Raw genomic sequence first — 25,022 nt, forward strand, 5'->3', positions numbered from 1 at the left:
CGTCATGCGAAACCGAACGCACATTCGCGAATATGTACAACATGGCACGCCTCCTCGCCATGCCGCAAACCTCATCATCCGAATCTCGATCGTTCGCGCGCTCCGCCGGAGTGGCCTTCACCATGTCCTGCGTGGAAAACCTGCTTTCGTCGCCTTTACCGGTGCGCAACCGGAACTTCTCGAAGTGTACGCCCGGGAAGCTTTGGCACTTCTGGGGGCGGTGGTCGACCATGAAACGACCTACCACGCCTTGTTCTGGCACAGGGAGGATGCAGGGAAATCTCCGGCTGATCGCGATTCGCTCCGCTTGTTGTCGAACCACAGCATCGTGCTCGGATTCGCCTCAGACAAAGAGGACGTGCCAGTTGCGTTTCAACGGATCGCAGACCAAATCGTAGCACTCGACCGAACTGATGAACGCGTGTTGGCAGCGGCCTTCAGGGCAATCTTTCGCGACGTCCCTCCTCCTCAAACTCTTTCTGCGGCGGCCGATGTTCCCATCGAAGTCTTGAACGTCTACCTCAGCAGCGGCCGCACACTGCGCCAGGCGATCGACCTTATCGAGCGGTATCGTTCCGTTTCCCCGGAGGCTCGGAAGGCCGACCTGACGCCACACCCTCGCCTCCAGGAATTGACCGGATTGGGAGATGTCGCAGATTGGGGGATGTCGCTGGCAAGGGATCTTCAGGAGTATCGCGACCAGCGGCTGTCGTGGGCCGACGTTGACCGCGGGGCTCTGGTTAGCGGGCCATCAGGGACCGGCAAGACGCTGTTCGCAAGAGCTTTGGGGAACACTTGCGGCGTTCCGGTGCACGTACACTCGCTCGCCAGGTGGCAAGCGAAGGGACATCTCGGCGAGCTCCTGAAAGCCATGCGCCGCGCTTTCGACGAATCCATCAAGTCCGCCCCTTGCATCCTGTTCATCGATGAAATCGACGCTGTCGGAAATCGGGAAAATTTTCAGGGGGCAAACGAGCAGTACTGCAGGGAGGTGGTAGACGCGCTGCTGGAGTGCCTTGACGGCCTGGAAGGCCGAGAAGGCGTTGTCGTCGTCGCCGCGACAAACTACCCCGAAAAGGTCGACCCCGCCCTCCTCCGACCTGGACGTCTCGACAGGCATTTCTCAATCGCCCCGCCTGATCTGGCCGCACGCTCGAAGATCCTGCGATATCACCTCGGTGACCACCTTGCCGGGTTCGATCTGACCGACATTGCCCGCCGCCTCGAGGGCGCGACGGGCGCCTTGATCGAGAGGGTTGTCCGTGACGCACGCCGACGCGCCCGACGTTCCGGACAGCCGATGCTGCTCGAGGACTTGGAACGGGGTTTCCCGCGTATCCGGCTGTCCGAGGCCGCATTCCAGCGGGCTTGCGTTCACGAAGCCGGGCACGTTCTGGTTGGCCACCTTTTGAGCGCGGAATCCGGCAGCATTCCGACCGCTGCCCGGGTCCTGCGGGAAACCGTCCATTCACAAAGCGACGCCGGCCAGACGGAATTTTATCGAATTCCAGGCTTCGACCGCTCGATCACCGGCCATCTCGCCGAAATGACGACCTTGCTGGCTGGACTTGCGGCCGAAGATGTTGTCCTGGGTGGCCATGCTGGTGGCAGCGGCGGCGCGGAAAACTCAGATCTTCATCTCGCGACCGTCCTCGCAGCGGGCCTGGAATCATCGTTCGGCCTCGGCAACAGCCTCGTGTACCTCGTTCCCAACGATCCCGTCGAAATTCTAGCATTAGTTCGCAGCGATTCCCGCCTGCGTCGACAGGTCCATGCGAAGCTCAAAGCCTGCGCGCAACGCGCTCGTGTGCTGATAGGCCAACATCGCGGCAAGCTGGTCTTGATCGCTGACGCCCTCGCCCAGCACAGCCAACTTACGTCCTCCGATATCACCCGCCTCGTACGAGGAGAGGATTCAAATGATGTTTCTTCAAATTGTGAGGACCGCAATAGGGATCTCGTAACCTCACTCCTACCCGAGCAATAAAAGGTCTCACGGGAGACAATGGCAGGGCGCGCCGGGGAAACCAGCTTCCATCGCACTCCAGGGTTTGACAAGATAAAGGCTAGATACATCGCGAAGGTCACGACCCTACTCGCCGAACTGGCGGCCGAACCGGTCGTGTTGGGCGAATATGCGGACGACGGCAGCGGATCAATCGATTCCGATTTATATCAGGCAACGCTTGTCGCCGCTGCAGTTGAGGCATCCCTCGGATTGGGGCAGACTTTGACCTGCATGACCTCCACTGATCCGGACCAACCGATTGAACGCCTCAAGAATGATCCGGCGCTCGTCAGCGATTGAGAGTCTCCTCGGCGACGTATGAAGGGCGCCCGAGCGCTGGCCCGAGCAGAACCGTCGAGTGCTTCATCTCTTGGCGCGTGAATTCGTCGCTCAGACCGGTATCGATCGGGAGCATTTCTCGGCATCATCTTAAAAATGGCCGCAAGATCGATCCCACCTGGATGAAGTCGCTCCTATCCGGCGACGATCGATTCGAGCCGCCGCGGCTGCTTCACGATCCAGTTACACTTTTCTCGATTTTTGACGCTCAACGTTCAATACGCCATTAAGGCAACGCCAAAAGTGGAGCCATCGAGATGAAGTCGGATCTTGTGGACGACGCGTTGCAACTGTATGCAGCACGTCCTTTCGCATTAGCGAAAGCCCGCAGCCTGATCGTCTTCGCAGATGATCCCAACCAGAGGAGGCTCAAATGTTGAACGCATTCACGCAAGCCTCCGGCTGCATCTCCGCACGCAAATCCTCGGTGCTCGTCAACATATCGGCGTGATCGTTGGCGGCTTGCCGCTTGCACTGTCGCACGCCGATGCGGGCATCGCATGTCCCGAACGACAACGTTCCGACGCATTCTGGCGTCGCCGTGGGGAGATCACGTCCATGATCCCGCTCGCCACACTGACTGACGGCCTGAAAACGCGCTGACCTAGCAGACACGTCCGCAACGTCGCCGCCGAACGCTCGGTATCGCGATCCAACTCGCTCGTCAAAGGCGGTGCGAGGCGCCGGAATCCGCTTGCCGAACGCCATGTTTACCGGAGACCCCACATGTACTCGCACCACACCCTCTACCGCGAAATCATTTCCGCCAACCCCCACGTCATTGCGGGAGCATCGCGCCGGTCTGCGAGGTTTGGTGGCACTGACACCTATAGGGGCTGCCTCATAACACGCCTGTTTGCGAACCGTGCCCTCAAGGCCATGGGCGCGCGGTGGTGATCGAACCCAGCGTCGCTGATCGCATCCCCGTTCCGAAGAGGCTTGGATCGAAGATCGTGGTGCTTATCGACCCGTTCCGGAGGCGCGAAATCTACGCCGAAAGCGGCCTCGAATCCAAGCACGTCACTTCGTTCATTGCCCGATCGGACGTGATCGCGATTCACGAGCAGTTTCTCGTCTCCTACACCCGCGACGGAACGACACACATCCACTACGTGGATGCGGTCGTTGATTTCGCCGATGGAAAGCGCATTGCGCATTTTATCAAGTATGCCGCAGAGGCACACAAGGTGGCGCTTGAGGACCTCGTCCGGATGATCGCCGCAACCGGCGACCACAAATTCGATGAATATCGTGTCTTGACGGAGTTCGACATCAGCCCGACGACAATCGCAAACGCCGAGCTCATCGTTCGATGCGGACGCAACTTCGACATCGACGCCATCGACCTGGTCCGTAATCATCTTCGATCGGCGCCGCCCGTCGTCACGCCTCGAACGATCGCCGGTCAAACCGAACTAGGATCGCGCGGTTCAGACGCCTTGATCGCCATGCTCCAGTCAGAGGATGTGAGCCTTGTGCGCCCATATTCCACAATCACACCCGATACACGGTTCAATAACTTTATTGGCCGTCGCCCATCGTGATCTAGCAAATAACTCTGGATTTTCCGTCCTCGCTTCAGTCATGTCCACGATCAAAGGTGTGCCAATTCGCATTTACGCGTCATTATCTACGTTGCTTCGAAATGAGTGATCGACGTGAGCGCAGCAACAGGTTCGGTCGTCACGACCGCCTGACTCTGGATGGTCAGACCTATCGCGTCTTCCAGAAAGAACGAGATCGCTTCACTCTTCAGCTGGTATCGGACAGCCTGCTCCAGGACTACTTCATCACAAAGTCGGATGCGGAGATAAACGCCCTCAGGCGAACGGGACGGCTGAAGTACGAACGCGATTTTTACTCCAAGACGCTCGCCTACCTCCGTCAACGCAACGACAGCTCTGATCTTTCGGACCTTCCGGAAGATGCACTGCGCACCATCGCCTGGAAGACGGAGTGGTGCGTGCGTTTCCATCGTCGACGGATCGATACGAACTCAGCATGGAGGCCGAGACAGTCCCCAACCGACTTAAAGCGATTCATTGATTCCGAAAAACACGTGATGGACCGATGGTACTTCGACCTGTACGGCGAACGCCGGCGGCCCGGTCGTCGGATCGCGGGACAGCCTCGAAAGGAATTCGATTATCCCGGCCCCTCTGCCCTTCGCGAATGGTTGACTCTGTTTCGAAAACACGACGAGCGGATGGAGGCATTCCGCCCCGGCTACGAGCGTTCCGGAAATCGAAATCAGATCAATCCTCTCGCGCTTCCGATAATCGACCAATGCGTGCCGCGTTACGCGACGAACACCAGACCCTTGATGCGCGACATCTACGAGGACGTCGAGCTCGCATTGGAGGATTTGAACGCCACTCTTCCTGAACGGCAAAAGGTTTACGTAAGCGAGACGGCCGTTCGTCGTCGAATACATAAAATTGACCCGTTCCTGCTCGAAGCGGGGCGGTTCAGTCTCGACCGGGCAATCCGCAAATACACGCCAGTTGGACTCGGCCTATCAGTCCACATGCCCATGGAACGGGTGGAAATGGATGATTGGGAGTTCGACCTCATGAGCCTGGTCATCCGGACAGACACCTGGCGTAAGTTATCCGAGGAACAGAAGGCTGACATTCCTCGAGCGCGATGTACCGCTACCGTAGCCATCGATGTCGCAACCCGGTGCATCGTGGGCTTTCACTTGACTCCCTTGCCGCCAAGCACGCAAGGCGCAAAATCCGCGTTACGCACCGTCATGACCGACAAGTCCGCGATCGCTGGTTTTGCAAACTGCATAAGCGATTGGCCGATGTTCGGCAGACCTGGAGCCATCGTTACGGATGGAGGCCCTGCGTTCAAAGGGGACTTTAGCGACTCCGTTCGATTGAGCGCAACCAACCGCGTGATGCCCGATATGGATCCTCAAATGCGAGGAACCATCGAGGCATTCTTCCGGCTATTCAAGCGCGTGTGTCGGTACTTTGCGGGGCAGACATTCGCAAATGTCGTTGAGAAGGATGACTACCCTGCAAAGGAAATGGCAAGCGCGACGTTCGAAAAGACTTTCCAGGCCGCCGTGCGATACATCGTCGACCGCTATCATCACCGCGGCCATCGCGGCCTCGAGGGACGCACTCCCTATGGCGAATGGACCCGCCTCACCCGGAAGTACGGCCTCGATCAGCCTCCAACACCGCATCAGCTTTTCGTGGCGTTTGGGTATAAGGACGAAAGAGTTATCGATAAGCACGGGATTCAGATCTTCGGCTTGAGTTACAACAGCGACACCCTGGCGCTGCTGCGCGCAAGGCTTGGACGCGGGAAGGTCGATTTCTTCGTCGACCCACGTGACCTCGGCTCCATTCTTGTCGTCGTTCCGCGTGCCTTCCGCGAGGTGCGCGAGATAAAAGCCCAGCTCGACGGCGACTGCCTTCTCGTCGCGTCGGTCGGGGGCATCGCATCCGGCGTGACTTTGGAACAGCATCTGTGGGCACGCAAGGAAGTCCGCGAATTTGCCAAAGCCGAGCAAGCTGCTGGCCGTCCGTTTCGGCTCGGAGCCCATCGCGATCTGTTGTCGGCCGGTGAACAGGCGCGACGAGATGCAGGTCTGGATTTCTTCGGCCTCTCGCAAAAGCAATACAGTTTTCTATCGGCGGCCTTCCGCCAAAAGACCCGGGCGGCGTTCTCGACACCGCAACACCCCGAGTCTCCCCAGCAGGTCGATGAGAAACCCGGCAAGGTAGTCGTAACCATGCCCAGACGACCACCAACGCGGTCGTCGTCCAAACCGAGACCGAAGAAATCGTCCGCCAACTCGTCCGCGACGCCTGCAACCGACCAGCCGTTTAGCAGCAGCATCAATCTGTATGGAGAAGATGAATGACGTCCAGTTCACCGCGGCGCACTAAGAGCGCCCCTCCCCCTGCGCTACCTGAACCACCCAAGGCGGACGACTTCGAGTCCAGGATGCTAGCTAAGCTCTCGAGTAACAGCCGCCGTACCGTGGAGATTCTTCGTCGGGTAAAAGGGGTATACGTTGCGTGTGGTCGCGACGCCGCATTGAGAAATAAGCTTGACCTGTTTCTGGAGCATATCCTCTCGTACAATGGAACCCGCCGCGACGATGGCCGCATTTTCTTCATCACGGGAGAAAGCGGCGCGGGCAAGTCGACAATCGTCAGGCAATTGATCGCAGAGACCCCAGTACTGCAGCCGGAACGACGACTATACGGACTGGTCAGTCCGATCGTATCGGTTTCGTTGACCGGCCCATGCACCTTGAACACTCTCGGGGAAAAAATCCTGGAAAAGGCCGGGTATCCGATAGTTCAGAAAATTGGGCCTAGCCAATTATGGATGTCCCTTCCGGAGCGGCTCGGCCACCGCGAGATCATGCTCGTCCACATCGACGAAACGCAGAACATGCTGAAGAAGACACGACAGAACAAGGATCGCAAAGACCTGGCCAATGCGTTGAAGGGCGCAATGAACGATCAGGACTGGCCGATTAGTTTCATTATGAGCGGGCTACCTCTAACGACCGATCTTGCCCGTCTCGATGAGCAGTTCGAACGTCGCGGCTTTTTTCAAGAGTTGCCTGATATCGATATGGAGAACGAGTCCGAGCGGAAACTCGTCTTAAAGATCATCAAGGACATGACGAGCGCAGCTGATATCAAATGCGATGACGTCTTGAAAACCGACATTCCGGACCGGGTCGCCCATGCCGCCAACTACAGATATGGACGAACAACGCAGGTCGTTCTCGCTACGATCCACGACGCTGTGCGACACAATGCATCATCTCTTCATCGGAACCATTTCGCCAGCGCATATCTGGCTCATTCGAACGCTCAAGGGCATGACGAGATGAACCCGTTCCTCGCCGATGACTGGCGAACGCTCCCTCCGGGATCCTTTATATTTGAAAGCGAGGAGGAGTGACGATGATACGGCGCGCGGTCAGTTGGCGCCATTCTCTTGAGCAGAGAGAGCCAGCGGTCGGCTTCGCGTCGCGATTGGCCGGACTAAATGGCCGATCCATGCGCGTCTTCTTGCGCGAAGTGTGCATCTCGGCCCACGATCTCGATAAGAGCCGGCAAGGCGCCCTTGATGCCGTTGCCGCGCTCGGCAATCTCGATCCGGTACAGCTCACGCAGTTTACGCCGTTTCCCGTCGGGGACGGAAACTACGTCACGATCGGGGCAGAAGCACTCCACCGCCTTTCGGTTCGGCGGACCTACTTTTGCATCTGCCCGCATTGCGTTCGAGACGACATCTTCAGATATGAAGGTCCGATCGCGGCCCGCCCCTGGCTTCGTCTCGAATGGATCGTAACGCACTTCCGATCTTGCGACCGGCACAACGTCCTGTTGATGCCCCAAACCCCTGTCCGACGCCGCTACGAGCCGTTCGACTTTACGGAGTGGATTGGTCGCATCATTCCTGAGCTCGATGGCTTGGCTTCGGACGCCATCCCAACCCGTCCATCCCCGTTTCAGCGATGGCTGACGGACCGTCTTGAAGGGAAGCGCAATTCGGGCAACTGGCTGGATGACATGCAGCTGTACGCGGCCGTGGATTTCTGCGAGATGCTCGGGCTGTCCGCTCTGCACGCTCCCAAGGTTCGCGTGGGATCGCTGACGGAATCGGAACATGCGGCAGCAGCCGACGAAGGATTCAGAATAGCCAACCAAGGCGAGGAAGAGATCGAACGACTATTGGTCCGCCTGGCCGACGCCCAGTCCACGACGCGCGGCTTCTGGGGACTACGGGATACCTTCGGGCACGCCTACGGCCTTCTGAACAAGACGAAAACCAATCCGGATTTCGCCAAGCCGAGAGCCGTATTTCGACGTGTCGCTATCGCAAAAGTCCCGATCGAGGCCGGGACCGACGTCCTCGGGGAGACCCTGGAGAAGCAGGTGGTCCATACAATCCGGTCCGCGTCCAAGGTGTCGGGCGCACACAGCCTTACCATCCGACGCCTGTTCGAAAGGAAACGTCTCCGGGACGAGCAGACCCTCCAACTCATGGATCATCGAGTGACCATCAATTCGGACGAAGTCGAAGAGATGCTGATGGCCCTCAAGACTGCATTGACCACAACACAGGTCCAGAAGACGACCGGCATTCCGCGCAATCATCTATTCTACATGATCAACGCCGGACACCTGCCGACCGTCACGGCCTCCAACGAGAAGGCCTACGCAAAGCACAGATTTACCCAGGCCGCGGTCGACGATACGCTCGAACGCCTGTTTTCCGGCACCGTGCCAGTGGCGAAGCCAACCGGGCGCCAGATGTCCATTCTCAGGGCCCGGCAAGCTTCCGTGTCGGGACTCAACGAAATCATCGACTTTCTGTTCTCTGGCCAAATCTGGAAAGGTCTGCTGGCCAGACGACGCGAATACGGAGCTCTTCTAGTCGATGCGGACGAGATCATTGCCGCAATCCGTCGCGGTCGCTCGAAATCGGGCTTCAGCAAACCTGAGGCGGCCAAGTTCATTGTCGGCATGGCGCGCGATTCCGTGGGAAAATTCGTTGCCTCGGGTCACCTTGAGCTCGTGGAGGAGTTCAGCCCAGAAGCGCGGAGAAACGTTCAGGTCGTGTCCCGGGAGAGCGCGGATGCGTTTCTCCAGAACTACGTTTCGTTGGGTGAGCTATCGCATACTGCTGGCCTTCATCACAAGCAGGTGCGATCGGCCCTTCGAACGGTTGGGATCGAGGCCCACTTTGATCCGGATGACTTCCTAAGCTTCTTCTATGTGAGAGCTGACGTGAATGGTGCACTTCAACGCAATCCTGACCTTTGGTCTTCGGGAGTCAAATGAGGTGGTCCCGGTTGTCTGAACAGGTTTTCCGCGTCGATAAGTAGAGCCTCTGCCGTGGTTAGGCCGCCGCGCGGAGCGGAGGAAGATCGAAGTAGGCTTGATCCGGGGTGCGGTCGTCAAGGCTCGAATGCGGACGGCGGCCATTGTAAAAGTCGAGATACCGGCCGATCGAGTTCCGGGCATCACCGACAGTTTCGTAGGCTCGCAGATAGACCTCCTCGTATTTGATGCTCTTCCACAGCCTCTCGTCCTGTCCAGATTTCCGGGACCAACTCAGAGCACGCTCTTGGTGAGGTCGACACACTCCCCGAATGTCGCTTTCGACACGCAATAGTCCGGCATTAGGTAGCAAACGCCACCAGACGAAAATCTCACTGCTTGTCATAGTAGCCCCATCGATATCGGGGGTTTTGATGGATGTGGTTCGCGAACTGCGTCGCAAGCAGGATGCTTTAAGGAGTGATCGTCCGTTGCTATTCGAGCGTCTGGCAGAGGTCGACAAGCAAGTTGCGGCGCTCGATACGGTTATCCAGATTTGGGAGCCGGATCATTTTCCGACGAAGGCAGTCGCTCGGCGTCGTGGAAAGAGCGAGAAGTTTCTCGACGGACTTTTCGAAGGCGAGAACTTCGCGGCGTTGATTCTCGACACGCTGCGCCTGCGGCTCTATGTGCCGGAGACCGGCCGCATCATGATCGATGGCGTCGACCTCGCTATGGTCGATGTTAGCTGGCTGCGGCGGCAGCTCGGGGTGGTGCTGCAGGAGAACGTACTGTTCAACCGCTCGATCCGCGACAACATTGCGCTGGCAGATTCCGGCATGCCAATGGAGAGTGTCATTGCCGCTGCGCAGCTTGCTGGCGCGCATGACTTCATCCTGGACCAGAATCCGCGCCATGCAGCCGCGCGGCGTATCGAACGAATGCCGTACATGAGATCGACGATCTGAAACCGCTTACGGTTCGTCCAAGAATGAGGATGCCAAAGATCTCGCCGGTACGTAGACATCTGGCGATAGCCTTTCGCAGTTGGGAGGATTGCGCCGAATGACTTCCGGATTCAACATTGTTGATGATGGGGCGCGTCGGTCTTCCCGTCGGGGCGATCGGTGTTGACGGGGAGCGTATGGATGACTTCAAGGATAGCGGCCAAGCAGGTTGCGGATCAAACCGATGAAATCGAATCATCGGGGCGATCACTGACTGCCCAAGCAAAAGTGCTTGTGACCGAGTGGAAGGCAGCCAGGGCATCTAGGGGCCGATTTGCCAGTACCCTCATGCAGAGTCCGCCCGCTTCTGATGATGTTTTGATGGAACGAGCCTTCACGCTCATGACGAAATCCAACACAGAGCAAGTTCGCCTAAAATTCCTTCGCACGTCGATGGAAATCGGTTCTGTGAGATCATTGCGCGCGCGAGTTGCCAGATGGGACGCTTTTTTCTCCGCGTCGCCGAGTGACGCAGTCTTGGAAGAATTCCAAGCCATCAAGGCGACGCTCGACGAGATGTCGGAAGTTGAACGAACTCATGGCATCGGCGCATTGCTCAATCTGAATCACCCGGTCGTCATTGGGCTTTCACAGAGGCCAGGTTCGTGGATAGGCCCTCAAGAAATACAAAATGCTCGTTCCTATCAGCGCTTAAGCGGCGGCGTATCGCTGGGCGTACATTCTTCGACCAATTCATCTATCGAAGCAAACGGTTGACCTTTTTGAACGCCATGTTTATCGAAGTATAGATATCGTTTCTTCACTTTCGCCTTAGTCGAGATCACGACAGACGAGCCGTCCTTTATTAGATTCTCGATGTTCTCGAGAAACTCTTGATATAGCAGATCCTTCAATATTTCTGCATTTTCAATCGCCCCGGCGTCTGCAAGAGCGGATTTGAAAGCATCTGGTCCTGCATGTCCCGGGAAAGATCGGCCGTTCACGACAGCGTAGTAGATCAGTATTCCTTCTACGAACGTCATGCCAATTGCTTTAGTCATTGATTCTCCGATACCGAGGTTGTGAGCGTCACTCGTTTGCTCAGACGACAAGAGAGGTTGCGATTAAGCAGGCGGTTGCTGATCAATTTCAATCTCTCAGCCCCGGTCTATCGCCTAGCAGAGGATTCGCCTACCCGCCCCCTCCCGAGGCGCTGCGTGGCCTGGTATCGGACCTCCGCGCCGGTGGAGGATATTTCGTGATGACCGTGCAATATCGACGCGCCGGGAGATCAGCGCCTCGCCCCGGGTCGGTCTAGTGGATGATACACCTTGGGCTCTTCTTCCAGGGAGCGGCTGGCCTTCACCACCCTGCCCGGACCGCCCCGGGTCGTCCACGGGCACGCGCCTCGTCCACGCGACGATGACGAAGGTCTGCCTATTGTCGCCGTGATGCCTCGATTTTGGTACTTCCAGCTTGTCCTGATGAACAACCGCGATCCAAGCAAGAACGAACGCTTCTTTGACGGCGGTGGTTTTTTCGATTCAAGTCGATACAACTCGACAGGTCAGTTGGTTCATCGTCAGATGATCCGATTGTGGTGGAAAGTTGTGGCGTGGGCTGTGGGATGGGCGCTGGTGCTTGGAGCCGCAGAACCCCACCTGCGCTAGAACAGTCGTCAATGAACAGCTCAGCAGTGGAACGTTGGCTTTCGGTCAAAAATGCACCTCAACTTCGCCGATCGAGAACGTCGGCTTAGGGCCGATTCCGTTGAAAAAGTCGGCAGTAGTTTCGTCGTGAACGCCAGCTGTTTCGAGGACGAATTGGCGCGGTGTGGTTCACGCGGGCGTCGGTGTGGACATCGGGATCAGCTTGGCCATCTTACGAAGATTTTGAGCGGCTGCAGCCAGGGTGAACTCGTCGCGTGCGCCGTTCGGCCCTCTTAGTCGCAGCCGATCCAGCTTGAGGATGCGCTTGAGATGCGCGAACAGCATCTCAATCTTCTTGCGGAGCCGGCGTGAAGTGCGGCCTTCCCATGAGCTTGCGATCTCGCGTGCCATGTCGCGAGCGCCCTCGTAGATCGAGCGCGGCACTTTTCGGGCCGGGGTGTTGGGGCAACACCTGCTTCTTAGAGAGCATGCTTGACAATCGTGCTTGCTCGCACGGTAGAGGACCGTCGTATCGTTGTTCACCAGCGTCCCTGTAGTGGTGAGGGGTTTGCCAGCGGGGCAGCGATAGACGTCCCTGGTATGGTCGTAGGTGAAGGCCTCACGCGAGAAGGTCCCGTCGGTGCGGGCCGACTTGTCGAAGACGGTCACGTGCGGCTCGATCCCCTGCTCGTAGACTAGCCAGCCAAGCATCTCAGCTGAGCCATAGGCGCTGTCGCCGAGAAGCCGGCTTGGATAAAGATCGAACCTTTCGATTGAACGCTCAATCATGCGCTTGGCGGCCAATACTTCTGCCTGGCGGATCGCCGTGGTCGCTTCGACATCGACGATGATCGCATTCTCGACGTCGACCAGATAGTTCGTCGAGTAGGCGAAGAAGGCTTGGCCGCCGTGCGCTCCCGTCCAGCGCGCCGCCGGGTCGGAGGGCGACACAAACTTGGGCGTGACCTCCGTCGCGGCACCGAACGCGGCATCATCAAGAACGGCAAGGTACTCGTCGATCGCTCGACCCGCAGCCTCCGGCGGAAGCCCCTTATCGCCTTCGATTCCCTTCTGCCGATTGGCATCCGCCTTGATCAGGCTCGCGTCGACTGCGAACCCTTCGCCGCCGACCAGGCGCTCCCGGATGCAGCGGCGCAAGACGGTCTCGAACACGCGACGGAAGAGATCGCTCTCACGGAAGCGGCCGTGCCTGTTCTTCGAGAACGTCGAGTGATCGGGGACAGTTCCATCCAGACCCAACCGGCAAAACCAGCGGTATGCCAGATTGAGGTGGACTTCATCACAGAGGCGCCGTTCCGATCGTATGCCGAAGCAATAGCCGATCAGGAGCATCCTGATCATCAGCTCCGGATCGATCGAGGGCCGCCCGATGTTGCTGTAGAACGGCGCCAGCTCCCGCCGTAAGTCCTCAAGGTCGACGAACCTATCGATCGACCGCAGGAGGTGGTCGGCGGGGATGTGCCTTTCCAGCGAGAACTCATAGAACAACGCAGCCTGTTCGACTTGCCGATGCCCCATCATGACCTTCAGTCCTGCCCACTAGACAGACTGAATCACCGATATCTCTGCGTCGCAACCGCTGACTTTTTCAACGAAATCGGCCACAAGCGGTCGTCCGCCGCACTATCGAGAATTGCTGTCGATTACGTCCCGGCTTGCTGAAGTGATCGACAACCATCGACGAAGCTCAGGCGTGGGCCGACGAATGCCCTGCTTTCCGCGTCGGCCAATCGCCCTGGCATGCCGAAAGAAGCCATATGCGGAGAGCAGGATTAGAGCGGTCGCGGTGACGATGTTACCAGTCGCGAAAAAGGCAATACAAACGATCCACACGCCAAAAAAGATGGCGTGCCATAGCGCGGCGAACCCGAGATAGGTTTTGCCTGTTGGGATGCCTCTGCTCATGCTGATCACTTATGCATCCTTGCAGCCCGCCGCACCTCCATGTTGATCTTTTCGGCTTGCCGACGACCTCATGGTAAAGACTGCGTTGCGTGTTATCGAAACGGGCGACATCCGCTTGGGTCAAAAGCCGCCTTACAGTCCCGCTGTGGGTTACTTCCGGTTGTGCCCGCGAGCAGACATCGCCTGCGCCGACCGCAAGGGGCGACGCGAGTTCGCCGAACCGCAGTGTTTTTCCGCGTCCGTCGGCGAGCTTTTCGACCGCGTGGTTCCGCACCTCGGGCTATCCGGAGGCGTCTAGTTCACATCTTTGGGTCGCCGGAGACCACAACTTTGGGTCTCTCGATTTGGGACAGTTAGAAAACCCTTATGGATCAGTGACTTCAGGATGACCTAGTTCGGAACTTTGGGTTTCCCACCAATTTACCACCGGAAATTGTAATCAGCAAAGGGTGGCTCCGAGCCACCTATTTTTTGAGATTGGTCATATGTCATCGCTTAAGGTCAACCAAATCAAAGCTCGACTTCGAACCCTCTTTGAACCTCATCTCGACCTAAGCGATCTCTCCGAAAAAGACACCGAGAGAGACCAAAAAATTCTAACACGATGCCTGGCTGCTTTTGGCGTATATGCCATAGCGGCATGCAGTCCAGAGCAGGCCGCTGCCGCCGTATGGGACGGTTCCGGCGACAACGGAATAGATGCCGCCTATTTCGATCAATCAGATCTATGCGTCGTATTCGTCCAATCAAAATGGATCAACAAGGGCTCAGGCGAACCAGAAGCCAAGGATCTGGGTCCCTTCATAAATGGAGTAAAAGATGCAATCGAACAGAACCAAGCCAATTTCGGCGCACGGGTTCAAGCTCGATTGGCCGACATCCTCGTCAGAATAAATACGCCAGGAACTTCGATCCATTTAGCACTCGTCACTACGGGAGCGAGCACACTAGCAGCGCCCGGTCAGAGCCTAATCGATAAGTTATTGAAGGAGCTGAATGGTGAAGATCCAGACGAGATCGCTTCCAGCGAGCTGATGGGCCTTTCCGAAGTATACTCTCGGCTGGCGAATGATCCGCTTCAAGGCAACCTGACGCTTGACGCGCAGATTCTTGATTGGTCTCGCGTCAACTCTCCGTATGCAGCTTACTTCGGATTAATCGACGGTTTGCAGCTGAAGACATGGTGGAGAAAACATGGAAAAGGTCTGGTCGCAGCCAACATCCGTCAATCCTTAGGTACCACCGAAGTAAACAACGAGATTCGTCAAACTGCGATAAGTGCGCCAGAGCACTTCTGGTACTTCAACAACGGAATCACCTTGACCGCTGACGAAGCGCTCAAGGCACCTGCTAACGCTGCATCACAATCCGCCGGCCAATTCAAATTTCGTGGAGCATCCATTGTAAATGGCGCCCAGACAGTTAGCTCCCTCAGCAAGGTAGACAACGATGCAAATCTTGGCAAGGTCCGCGTCCCGATACGGGTTATATTGCTAAAATCGACACCAGCAGGATTCGGCAACGCCGTAACACGGACAAACAACCTTCAAAATCGCATAGAGTCCCGAGACTTCGTTGCCCAAGACCCTCAACAAAGAAGAATACGTGAAGAAATGGCGGTCGAGGGTATCGACTATCAGTTTCTCCGAAGCGAAGACGTCGTCGCGACGTCCACTTCTTGTGAATTGATCGAAGTGACGACAGCGCTAGCTTGCGCCTCTGGCGATCCGAATTTAGCCGTACAAGTTAAGACTGGTATAGGCCGCTTCTTCAACGACCTCGCCAAGCCCCCGTATAAGGCGGTATTCAACCCCGCGGTCAGCGGTGCGCACGCCTTCAACGCCACGATTGTCAGCAGAAAAATTGACGACTGGATAGAGAAAAAGAAAAAGACTATTGCAAAAAAGAGCGGCACTCGGTGGGGAGTCCTCATTCATGGAAATCGAATTCTGGCATCAGTGGCGTTTCGAAAGCTGGGCATCCAAAAGCTATCGCAACCGATAAAAGACTTTGGCGCCGATCTTAACACCAAAGTGCTCGAGGCAATCTGCGAAGATACCTACCAGGAGATCGTCAAATCTGTAGACAAGAAGTTTCCTGGAAAATTTCTCGCTGTTCTTTTCAAGAACCCGTCCGCGAGCAAGCAAGTATTTGATGATGCCAGCAATCCTCCCGTAAAAGGCTCAACCAAGAGCCCCTCGTCGACAAAAAGGTCGTAGCAATCGGAGGGCGCAATAACGGAGCCTAATCCGCCGCTTGACCCGATCGGCGGTTTACGTTTGGCCACCACGAAGCTTGGACGCGTTACGGTGATAGTGCACTGATCTCTCGCTCACCCAACACGCTCACGACCTCATACACCAGCACCGCCGCCGCAGGCGTGGGCCGCCACGGATTGGCACCGCCAAGGAGTTCATCAAGGGCGCAGACGATCAGGTTACTCCAATCGCGCCTAACGATAACACTGCCCTTTTCTTCCGACGCCCTACTGCTCCGCCGCCAGCCGCACGACCTGCCGGCCGCCGTTCAGCTCGCGGAGCTTGTTGACGTACTCCTCGGGCCGGGTCCAGCGGACCGGGGTGTCCAGGCCCATGAAGCTGGCGATGCTGCCGATGAATGAGGTGCAGTTCGCCGTTTCGGCGTTCCACACCGGCGAGTCCGCCTGCAGCTTCTTGATGTAGGCGAACACGCGCTTGGCGTCGGCTTCGTTCAGATAGACGCGGTAGCTCGCGGTCACATAGTCCGGATCGAGATCGCCATAGCTCGCGCCGGTCTCGGACGGCACGAAGGTGAAATAGCCGAGCACGTAGGCGAGCTCGTCGCCGGCCGGGGTCAGGCCAGCGACGTCGACCGCCTTCTCGCTGCTCTTGCCATACCAGACGAAGGCGTGGCCCCAGCTCGCGGCGGTGCGCGCCCGGAAGTCGACATAGTATGGCCCTTTAACCTCGGAGACGCGCCGGGCGGGCGCGGTCCGTGCGACCTCATGAGCCATGCGGGCGACTGCCGGCCGCGCGGAGGCGGCCTGCGCGACGCAGGGCAGCAGCAAAGCTGACAACGAAAGTGCGACCCAGCCGAAACGCCGCATGACAAGCACGCCCCCGGGGATGATGACGTCTGGTGAAAGCGCTGACCGGGCTCAGTAGCCGCGGCGATAGCCCGGCGCGGGGACGACGACCGGCGCCTTGCCAACCGGAGACTTGCCAATCGGAGCTTTGCCGATCGGCATCTTGCCGAACGCGGGCTGCTCGTAGACCGGCTGCGGGCGCGGCAGATCGGCGGCATGGGCCATCGTCACCAGCGCGAGCATCGCGCCTGCTGAAATCACGAATGTCTTCACTCGAACTCTCCTCGAGTCTGAACAGCGCCCCAAGCCCTCAGCACCACGACCATGAACGACGGATTGCGTCGAGAGTGGGGCAGCCGGTCATGACATTGGGGCCGCGGTCACTGTCTTCCGCGTGATCTCGACGGCACCAGAACACGTGTTGCGAGGCCCTTTGATCGGTTGTGGCCGAAACAGCGCGCAGGGGCGGATTAGCGGAGCGTCATCCGCCGTTTCGCCCCTTAAGGGGTGCAGTCCAGCACACTTTATCGTGACGGCGGTAGAGCCGTCCGCTTTTTGCTTGCTGCCTTCGTCTCCCCCCGCGCGGTCAAGGGCGACGGCGCCCCTCTTGCTGCACGTTCCATTCTCAAACACAATTGGGCGGTTCCTTCCTGAGCTCGGCATGACCGTTTCGGCAACCAGCGTTCGTTTTGACGAACACACCGTGTCGGTCGAATTGACCGATGGTCGAACGCTCAGCGTGCCCCTGGCTCGGTTTCCTCGCCTGCTGCACGCCACTCCGGCCGAGCGTCAACAGGTCGAGATAAAATTACGGTGACGCTGCATTTTACTCGCCTCGCTAAGTCCGTGCGGCTATCCGCACTTGCATAAGTCGGCATTCTTGCCGACGATCAGGTCACCTATACTGAGCCCGCCATAACCGTCTCAGTGACCAGCGTCCGGTTTCAAGCGAGCTGCGTAGCCCGGATGAGCGTCAACGACATCCGGGGCTCACGCGCTTTTCCCGGATATCAGCTTCGCTGATGCCGACTACTAGTCTAGATTATAATGCAGGAAGTAGTGCGCCAGACGACGTATTTAACAACGTTCAGCGCTTTCAGTTGGAGTTGCGAGCTCGAGACACACCAACGGTCGTTTCTGACTTTGAGTATGATCGCAACCAGAGGCCCATGATCCGATTGATGTCGGAGCGCGCCTGATAACCAGCGAGCGTAGGGCGGATTAGTTAGTTAGACAGCGGCTCGTCCATCAGAAACACTGCGGGGTGCCGCACCATCGCGCGGCCGAGCGCAACACACTCGCATTGACCGCCCGAAAGTTGGCCCGGCTTGCTGCGTAGCAGATGGGCGATGTCGAGCATGGAAGCAGCCTGCTGGATCTCACTGCGGATCGCCTTTTCAATGCCGGCACGTCCCGGCCATGCACGGCCCACACGCGGCAGCCGCTGGGCAAAGGTCAGGCGGCGGGTCCGCAATGGCAGCGCGAGATTATCGAACACGCTAAGATGTGGATAGAGCGCGTAAGACTGAAACACCATGGCGACGTCGCGCTCCTTGGGGCGCTTGTCGTTCACGCAGCGGCCGCCCACCACGACCTCGCCGCGATCCTGCGCCTCCAGCCCAGCGATGATCCGCAGCAAAGTCGACTTTCCGCATCCCGAGGGCCCTACCAAGGTAAGGAACTCCCCATCGCGAATGCTCAGCGAAACTCCTTTCGCGACGGCGGTTTGGCCATAGCTCTTCTCGATGTGGCGTAGCTCGATCTCAGCCATCCTGGCCTCCCCGCGCGGCCTGAAGCGGACGCCCATCCATTCCAGAACCAGGAAGCCCAAGATGGGCAAGAATGGTTGGCGCGATGTCGACGACACAGGAAGGCTCTTGCCTCACCGCGCCACGGCTGAAGCCGGCGCCCTCGATCATGAGAAAGGGCGCCTGCTCGCCTGCGCCGAGGCCGCCGTGCTGGCCGCTGCCGAGAATATCTGCCTTGCCGCCGGCGCGCTCCGCAACGAGGCTGGTGCCAGCTACGCCATAGGCGTTGGCTTCCTGGCTCGCGCGCATTGAGACCGCAAAAGCAAGGCCATGATCCCGGGACTGCCCCACCGACCCCAGAGCGCTGCCATCGAGAACAGTGCCCGTCCATTCCTGATTGGCAAGGAAGTCGCCAAGCGAGGGCGTGCGTGCGACGAAATCGGGATGGACATAGAGCAGCGCGGAGGTGCCATTGGAGGCGACGACCACGTCGGATGAATCAGCGCTCTCCTTCAATCCGGCGGCGACCAGTTCTTCATCAATGTCGACGACGCCTGCGACCGTCTGATGACCGTGATCCGATCCTATCAGCAATAGAATATCGTCCCGGTCCGCGAGCCTAGCCACCGCGTCCATGACCCGCCCCGCATTGCGGTCGGCCTCTTCCAGCACCGCAAGATGACCGGGTGATCCCATCGGCAAGACATGCTGCGTGGCGTCCGGCTCGCCGAGCCATAGCACCGCAAGAGCAGGAGGATCGGACTGGGGCAACACCGCTTCGCGGATGAAGCGCTCGGTCATCGCCCGGTCACCCTCTACATCCAGCGTGACGCGGAGCTGTTCGTCTTGCGGCAGCGGGACCCGGCCGCGGCCGTACGATCCGGCCCGATGATAGACCCGTCCAAATCCATCCGGATCGTGCGCATAGGCCGCTCCTGGCGATACGTTGCTGAAGATGACAGCACCGCCGCTGTCCGTTACGTACTCCGCCAAGGTTGGCACCGCCAATGCGCGACCGGTGACGCGTCGCTTATGCTGGAGAAAGTCGGGCCGGCCCGCGTCGTGCCGAACGAGTCGCCCGTTCTCCATTAGCGCCATGGTGTTGCCCTGCAAGCCGTGGCGCGCCGGATGGCAACCGGTTGCCAGGCTCGCCGAAACCACCCGCGTGCAAGACGGAAACACCGTGCGATGGGCGGCGAACTGCTCGGAGCGCCCAGCGAAGGCCGCCAGACGAGGCGTGGTCTGGGCCGTCACGAGATCACGGCGTAGACCATCGAGGATGACGAGGACCGCGCGACGCATGGTCAGACTTCCACATCATTGAGCAGTGCAGAAAAAACGTCGTAGTTGCGGAGCCGTTGCCCTGCCCTGCCCTCCGCCAGCCCAGGCCGCAGCGGGTGAGAGAGGATGAACGGAACCACCTGCTCAGCGAGGCCGCCATGAGAACGCAGCCGCTCGCCCGCGAGCTGCGAAACGTCGTGGTCGCGGGCACGAGCGCCGAGGGCGACGCCCGACCTGGCGACCACGGCGATGTCGCCTTCACGATCCTCCGGCAGATCGAAGCGCAGGCACGCTTCCTCACGCGACGCGGCCAAACAGACGCCAGGAATCTGGCGAATGAACTCCAGCACCGCGCCGCTCGAAATCCCGGTCCGTTGAAGATGGACACGGACGAAGCCGCCGAGAGCGCCATGGTGACGTACGAAGGGATCCGTGATCGGGCAGATAACGCGGGTTGAACCGGCCCCGAAGGCGGCATCCAGCAGGTCGCCAAGATAGATGACGTTGGGCTCACCGTTCGGGTGGGCCATGTCGTTCATGCCATGGTCGGCGACAATTCCGAGGCGGGCGCCGAGCGCGATCAATGTTGCGAACCGCTGGTCCACCTCGTGCATAAAGGCGATCGCTTCGGGAGCATCCGGCCCATGCTTGTGCTGCACGTAGTCGGATAGCGACAGGTAAATCAGGTCCGGCCGACGCGCCTCAAGCAGGCGAATTCCCGCATCGAGCACGAACAAGGAAAGATCGGCAGAATACAGATCTGGCGCTCCACGCCCCACCAGCGCGCCGATTGCGGAGATTCCGTTCTCCGCTTCGGTTGCATCGTCGGCTTTCTCGGCAGAGAACGCGATGCCGTCGAGCCCATGGCCGAGCGCTCTGCGCAGCTTGTCCTTGGCAGTAACCGCAACAACCCTGGCTCCTGCCTGCGAGAAGGCTGCCAGGATCGTCGGCGCGCGCACGGGAGTCGCATCCACCATCATAATTTCTGCGCCGGTATCACGGTCGAGATAGAAATTGCCGGAGACACCGTGAACGGCGGGTGACACACCGCATACGATGGACACGTTGTTGGGGTTGGTGAATGTCGGCATTGCCGCAAGCGCCGAGGCGCTGAAGCCTTCGCGCCGCATCCGATCGATGGCGGGGATGGCTCCGGCGGCGCTGGCAGATTCGATATAGGCCGGATCGCAGCCGTCGAAGCAGACGACCACAGCCGGACGTTTCGGCCAGGCGTAGGCGCGCCCGTTCACTCGGAGTAGAGCTCTCTCCGCGCGATTTGGCGTGGCATCGGTCAATATCCAATCAGACTTGTTCATGAAAAGACTTACCGTTGAGGGTTACAGCATCCGTGAGCCATGCCGCCACACGCAGAAGATCGTGGTCGCCCCCTTGACAGCCAACGAGTTGGACACCGATCGGCATGTCATTTATTCCGCGCAGCAGCGGCAGGGACACGGTCGGTAGTCCGCACAGGCTCCAGGGCGTGGACATGACGCCGGAGCCCGGCCCCTCCTCGAGGCGCGTCGCCTCACCCGGTGCGGAAAGTGTGAGAAAGGCGTCATGATCAGACAACAATGCCGCGGCCAGAGCGCTGAGCCGGTCGGCCATGGCTTCGAGTTCGAGATAACGTACAGCACTTAACGCGCGCCCGGCAACGATCCCCTCCTGCAGCGGCGGACAGAAGCTGCGGAAGGTGTTCTCCGGCAAGGCACCGAAACGATTTGCCAGATGAGCGTTCAGAAGGCCCAGCACGACCTCAAGCGCCATGTCGAATTCGCCAGGCAGATCGACTGCGGCTACGGCCACAGGCAGTCCGGCAACCAGCCGATCAAGAGCTTGTCGCGCGTCGGGACTGACGCGGTCCCAGCCCGGTCCACGGACAAAGCCGAGCCTCGGCGGATGCCGCAGTGGTTCGACCTCCGTAAGTCTGCGATCGAATGCTCCGGCGAATAGCGTGAGATCGTCGACGGACCGGGCCAGCAGACCGATATGCGCCATGCGCGGGACCAGCACGTTCGATCCCCGCATGCTCGTGAACCCGAATGACGGCTTGAAGGCGAACGCACCGCAGAACGAAGCTGGCAGCGTCGTGGATGCCGTGTGCTGGGTACCGAGCGCCAGCGGAACCATATGATCGACCACGGCCGCCGCAGAGCCCGCCGACGACACGCCGGGGGACCGCGACAGATCCTGGGGATTGTGGGTCGGACTGGGATGATACATGCCGAATTCGGAGGTGCTGGTCTTACCGACGATGAGCGCCCCGGCCTGATGCAGCACGCTGACGGCATCAGCGTCTTCGGTCGGCCGGCGCCCACGCAAGCTTGCGCTGCCGTATTCGGATGGCATGTTGCTGGTGTCGAACACGTCCTTCACACCGACTGGCAGGCCGTGCAGTGGGCCGAGCGGCAATCCCGCGGACTGACATTCATCTGCCAGCCGCGCCCGTTCCCGCGCCGCATCCGCATCCAAAAAGCTCCAGGCCTTCACCTGCGGTTCGCGAGTGGCGATCCGCTCGAGGCAGGCTTCCATCACGGATGCCGCTGTCAGCCGACGATCGCGGATCGCATTGACGATCGTACGAGCTGACAATTCATTCAATCGCCTGCAGTCCGAAACGAGCGCGAGCCTCTGGGTGCCTGATGCGTCATTCATTGACCGACGGCCTCCGCCACCCGCGGGACCGCGGCGTTGTCCGAGGTCGCATGTTGCCGACGAAGATTTGCGGTGAGTGCAAGGGCCTGGGGCAATAGCCCGTCGCGAAACAGCAGGACGCAAAGAATGAAGACGGCCCCCTGAACAGCCAGGATCCAGGAACCGAACGGCGACAGGAAATGCTGCATCGTTACCAAGACAGCGGCGCCGATGAGAGGGCCCCCAAATGTCCCGATACCGCCGATCAATGCCATCAGCACGGCTTCACCCGAGAGATGCCAATGCGCGTCAGACAAGGTCGCCAATTGGAAGACGATGGCACTGAGGGAGCCGGCCACGCCAGCGCAGAAAGCCGCGATGCCGAATGCAGCGACTTTGTATGCGTCGACATGATGCCCCAGCGACAGAGCCCTGCGTTCATTGTCGCGAATGGCGATCAGCATCATCCCGAACGGGGAACTCATCAAACGACGTAGGCCGAACAGCACGCCGAGCATGGCAGCGGCGCTGAGCCAATAGACATTGGCGTCCTCGCGCAGATCGATCAGTCCCAGCAACATGCCGCGGGGGACTGACTGAATGCCGTCCTCGCCATGGGTGAAGCTGGCCTGCAGATAGACAAAATAGATCATCTGCGCGATCGCCAGCGTGATCATGGCCTGATAGATGCCACGGCGCCTGATCGCGAAGATGCCCATCACAAGTCCAAGACCGAGCGCGGCCGCGATCCCGATGCCGATTGCCGTTTCCGGTGGGAGGGCCCACTCCTTCGCCGCATGAGCAGTGAGATAGGCCGCCGTGCCGAACAAGGCCGCCTGGCCGAAGGACATGATACCGGCGAACCCGAGCAGGAAGTTGAATGACGCGGCAAAGATTGTGAAACAGAAGACCTTCATCAGATAAACGGGATAGAGCAGCACCGGCAGCGCCACGAGAGCGGCCGCGGCAGCGAGCGCCGGCACCATGCCGTTCGTGCGTTTGGCGGCGGCATCCTTTCCGGCGGGCTCGATCCAGGAAAGCCGGGCCGCCATGAATTCATGGGACCGGACGACCGGAATGCCGAAGAGCCCCTGCGGGCGAAGCAGAAGCACGATGCACATGAAGGCGAACACGACGAAGCTCGCTGCCTGCGGGACCAGCGCCTGCGTCAGGCTCTCGATCAGCGCGAGCGCATAGCTCGAGACGATGGTTCCCGCGATCGAACCCATGCCGCCGATAACGATGATCGCAAACACGACAAGCAGGATGTCCGAACCCATCAACGGGCTGACCTGGTAGATCGGCGCGGCCAGCGCGCCTGCCAGTCCCGCCAGGCCCGAGCCCAAGGCAAAAGTAGCGGCGAAGACACGAGGCACGCCAACGCCGAGGGCTTCAGCAGCGGCTGCATTTTCAGACGAGGCGCGCAGTATCGAGCCCAGACGCGTGCGAGCAATGGCGATCCAGACGATCACACATGTGACGAGCGCCACAGCAACGACCCAAAGCCGGTATACGGGGAAATAGAGAAAGCCGAAATCAACCCCACCGGCTAACCAATCCGGCGCGACGTAGGGCAGTCCGGTTGAACCGAATTGGGCCTGGAAAGCGCCCTGAACGACCATCGCCGCGCCGAAGGTCAGCATGAAGCCGTAGAGCGGATCGAGGCCGTAGGTTCGACGCAGCAGCCAGCGTTCGAGCATCATGCCGAAAGCGGCTACGCACACCGGCGCGAAAGCCAGCCCCCCGAAATAGTCCAATCCGAGATATCGAGAACCAGCCCATGCAGCAAAAGCGCCCATCATATAGAGCACGCCATGCGTCATGTTGAGAACGTTGAGAAGGCCGAAGATGAGCGCCAGCCCGAGACTGAGCAGCGCGTAGAACGAACCATTGACGAGGCCGATCGTCAGATAGCCGAGGATGAGGTCCATCATGCAGGACTCACAGCGCAAGACGTTGGAGAAGCCGAGCCTTGACGTGCTCGCCACCTCGGGTTTCGAGATCGTCCGCAACCTCACCGTTTTCGATCGCCACCACGCGATCGGCGAGATGCAGGACGAAATCGAGGTTCTGTTCCACAAGCAGGATCGTGTAGCCGCGGCGCTTGAGCTCGATCAGCACCTGCTCGATCTGTCTCACGATGACCGGCGCCAGTCCTTCGGTGGGCTCGTCCAGTAGAAGCGTCTGCGCGCCCGTGCGCAAAATCCGGGCGATCGCGAGCATTTGCTGCTCACCGCCGCTGAGCTGATCGCCGTAGTGGCGTCCCCTGGTGCGAAGATTCGGAAACAGCGCGAAGATATCGGCTTTGACCATGCCTGTGGCGCAAACCGCTGGAGGAAGGGCGAGATTCTCCTCGACGGTCAGGCCGGAGAAGATCGCCCGCTCCTCGGGGCAATAACCGATGCCGAACCTTGTGCGCTCATATGGGCGCAGTCCGCTTGCGTCGCACCCGGACAGGACAATGCTGCCGGTTTGTCGCGGCAGCAACCCCATGATGGCGCGAAGGATGGTTGTCTTGCCTGCGCCGTTGCGACCGACCAGACAAGTGACCTCGCCGGGCCGAACCGTGAATCCGACGCCGAACAGCACCTGGGAATCGCCATACCAAGCTTCC

Annotated in this window: 19 protein-coding genes and 4 pseudogenes; 11 read left to right on the forward strand and 12 right to left on the reverse strand. The window is 59.2% G+C overall.

The window, feature by feature from the left end:
• The first annotated feature begins 4 nt into the window (after positions 1-4).
• The 6 genes from QX034_RS30920 to QX034_RS30945 all read left to right on the forward strand — a co-directional run bounded on the left by QX034_RS30920 (position 5) and on the right by QX034_RS30945 (position 9,180).
• The gene (locus QX034_RS30920) at positions 5-1,987 is read left to right on the forward strand and encodes an AAA family ATPase (RefSeq protein WP_315707229.1); all 1,983 of its coding nucleotides are present in this window, start codon (positions 5-7) and stop codon (positions 1,985-1,987) included.
• A gap of 18 nt (positions 1,988-2,005) precedes the next feature.
• Positions 2,006-2,308 carry a hypothetical protein gene (locus QX034_RS30925; RefSeq protein ID WP_315707228.1) on the forward strand — a complete coding sequence of 101 codons (303 nt, stop codon included), beginning with the start codon at positions 2,006-2,008 and terminating at the stop codon, positions 2,306-2,308.
• A 932-nt stretch (positions 2,309-3,240) separates the two neighbouring features.
• Positions 3,241-3,891, forward strand: a complete 651-nt coding sequence (locus QX034_RS30930) for a hypothetical protein (RefSeq protein ID WP_315707227.1) — start codon at positions 3,241-3,243, stop codon at positions 3,889-3,891.
• Between the two features lie 101 nt (positions 3,892-3,992).
• The gene (locus QX034_RS30935; RefSeq protein ID WP_315707226.1) at positions 3,993-6,230 is read left to right on the forward strand and encodes a Mu transposase C-terminal domain-containing protein; all 2,238 of its coding nucleotides are present in this window, start codon (positions 3,993-3,995) and stop codon (positions 6,228-6,230) included.
• Between the two features lie 83 nt (positions 6,231-6,313).
• A complete protein-coding gene (locus QX034_RS30940) occupies positions 6,314-7,291 on the forward strand; it encodes an ATP-binding protein (protein ID WP_315707225.1) in 978 nt (325 codons plus the stop codon).
• Between the two features lie 2 nt (positions 7,292-7,293).
• Entirely contained in the window at positions 7,294-9,180 is a 1,887-nt protein-coding gene (locus tag QX034_RS30945; RefSeq protein WP_315707224.1) for a TniQ family protein, read from the forward strand.
• Between the two features lie 58 nt (positions 9,181-9,238).
• Here the strand turns inward: QX034_RS30945 and QX034_RS30950 are convergent.
• Positions 9,239-9,427, reverse strand: a pseudogene (locus QX034_RS30950) (integrase core domain-containing protein); the annotation flags it as partial.
• Positions 9,428-9,830: 403 nt separating this feature from the next.
• Here QX034_RS30950 and QX034_RS30955 point away from each other — a divergent pair.
• A pseudogene (locus QX034_RS30955) lies at positions 9,831-10,058 on the forward strand (type I secretion system permease/ATPase); the annotation flags it as partial.
• A gap of 249 nt (positions 10,059-10,307) precedes the next feature.
• Positions 10,308-10,883 carry a hypothetical protein gene (locus QX034_RS30960; protein WP_315730900.1) on the forward strand — a complete coding sequence of 192 codons (576 nt, stop codon included), beginning with the start codon at positions 10,308-10,310 and terminating at the stop codon, positions 10,881-10,883.
• Here the strand turns inward: QX034_RS30960 and QX034_RS30965 are convergent.
• Positions 10,811-11,167, reverse strand: a complete 357-nt coding sequence (locus QX034_RS30965; RefSeq protein WP_315707223.1) for a hypothetical protein — start codon at positions 11,165-11,167, stop codon at positions 10,811-10,813. The genes QX034_RS30960 and QX034_RS30965 overlap by 73 nt on opposite strands.
• Positions 11,168-11,437: 270 nt before the next feature.
• Here QX034_RS30965 and QX034_RS30970 point away from each other — a divergent pair, with 270 nt between their 5' ends.
• The gene (locus tag QX034_RS30970; RefSeq protein ID WP_315707222.1) at positions 11,438-11,776 is read left to right on the forward strand and encodes a hypothetical protein; all 339 of its coding nucleotides are present in this window, start codon (positions 11,438-11,440) and stop codon (positions 11,774-11,776) included.
• A gap of 168 nt (positions 11,777-11,944) precedes the next feature.
• Here the strand turns inward: QX034_RS30970 and QX034_RS30975 are convergent, their stop codons facing one another.
• Both QX034_RS30975 and QX034_RS30980 read right to left on the reverse strand, forming a co-directional pair.
• Positions 11,945-13,297 carry an IS1182 family transposase gene (locus QX034_RS30975; RefSeq protein WP_315764670.1) on the reverse strand — a complete coding sequence of 451 codons (1,353 nt, stop codon included), beginning with the start codon at positions 13,295-13,297 and terminating at the stop codon, positions 11,945-11,947.
• A gap of 102 nt (positions 13,298-13,399) precedes the next feature.
• Positions 13,400-13,690: a hypothetical protein gene (locus tag QX034_RS30980; protein WP_315729495.1), complete on the reverse strand. Its 291-nt coding sequence runs from the start codon at positions 13,688-13,690 to the stop codon at positions 13,400-13,402.
• Positions 13,691-14,166: 476 nt separating this feature from the next.
• On the opposite strand from QX034_RS30980, the gene QX034_RS30985 reads away from it, so the two are divergent.
• A complete protein-coding gene (locus QX034_RS30985; RefSeq protein WP_315707220.1) occupies positions 14,167-15,900 on the forward strand; it encodes an AIPR family protein in 1,734 nt (577 codons plus the stop codon).
• 266 nt (positions 15,901-16,166) lie between these two features.
• Here the strand turns inward: QX034_RS30985 and QX034_RS30990 are convergent, their stop codons facing one another.
• Positions 16,167-16,766: a hypothetical protein gene (locus QX034_RS30990; protein ID WP_315707219.1), complete on the reverse strand. Its 600-nt coding sequence runs from the start codon at positions 16,764-16,766 to the stop codon at positions 16,167-16,169.
• A gap of 51 nt (positions 16,767-16,817) precedes the next feature.
• On the reverse strand, positions 16,818-17,018 hold the full coding sequence (locus QX034_RS30995) for a hypothetical protein (RefSeq protein WP_315707218.1): 201 nt from the start codon (positions 17,016-17,018) through the stop codon (positions 16,818-16,820).
• A gap of 388 nt (positions 17,019-17,406) precedes the next feature.
• Between QX034_RS30995 and QX034_RS31000 the strand changes: the two are divergent.
• Positions 17,407-17,550 (forward strand): annotated as a pseudogene (locus QX034_RS31000) (DUF2442 domain-containing protein); the annotation flags it as partial.
• 423 nt (positions 17,551-17,973) lie between these two features.
• Here QX034_RS31000 and QX034_RS31005 read toward each other — a convergent pair.
• From QX034_RS31005 to QX034_RS31035, 6 genes and pseudogenes are all read right to left on the reverse strand, one after another.
• Positions 17,974-18,516 (reverse strand): annotated as a pseudogene (locus tag QX034_RS31005) (ABC transporter ATP-binding protein); the annotation flags it as partial.
• Entirely contained in the window at positions 18,509-19,795 is a 1,287-nt protein-coding gene (locus QX034_RS31010; RefSeq protein ID WP_315768912.1) for an alkaline phosphatase family protein, read from the reverse strand. The pseudogene QX034_RS31005 and the gene QX034_RS31010, both read right to left, overlap by 8 nt.
• 2 nt (positions 19,796-19,797) lie before the next feature.
• Entirely contained in the window at positions 19,798-21,090 is a 1,293-nt protein-coding gene (gene phnA / locus QX034_RS31015) for a phosphonoacetate hydrolase (protein WP_315707216.1), read from the reverse strand.
• Positions 21,077-22,306, reverse strand: a complete 1,230-nt coding sequence (locus QX034_RS31020) for an amidase (protein ID WP_316196237.1) — start codon at positions 22,304-22,306, stop codon at positions 21,077-21,079. Before QX034_RS31020 ends, phnA begins: the two co-directional genes overlap by 14 nt.
• A 119-nt stretch (positions 22,307-22,425) precedes the next feature.
• On the reverse strand, positions 22,426-24,342 hold the full coding sequence (locus tag QX034_RS34100) for an ABC transporter permease (protein ID WP_409977503.1): 1,917 nt from the start codon (positions 24,340-24,342) through the stop codon (positions 22,426-22,428).
• Between the two features lie 7 nt (positions 24,343-24,349).
• Positions 24,350-24,997, reverse strand: a complete 648-nt coding sequence (locus QX034_RS31035) for an ABC transporter ATP-binding protein (RefSeq protein ID WP_315707214.1) — start codon at positions 24,995-24,997, stop codon at positions 24,350-24,352.
• Between the last annotated feature and the right edge of the window lie 25 nt (positions 24,998-25,022).

The organism is Bradyrhizobium sp. SZCCHNR3119 (genome assembly GCF_032487775.1).
Taxonomy (GTDB): Bacteria; Pseudomonadota; Alphaproteobacteria; order Rhizobiales; family Xanthobacteraceae; genus Bradyrhizobium.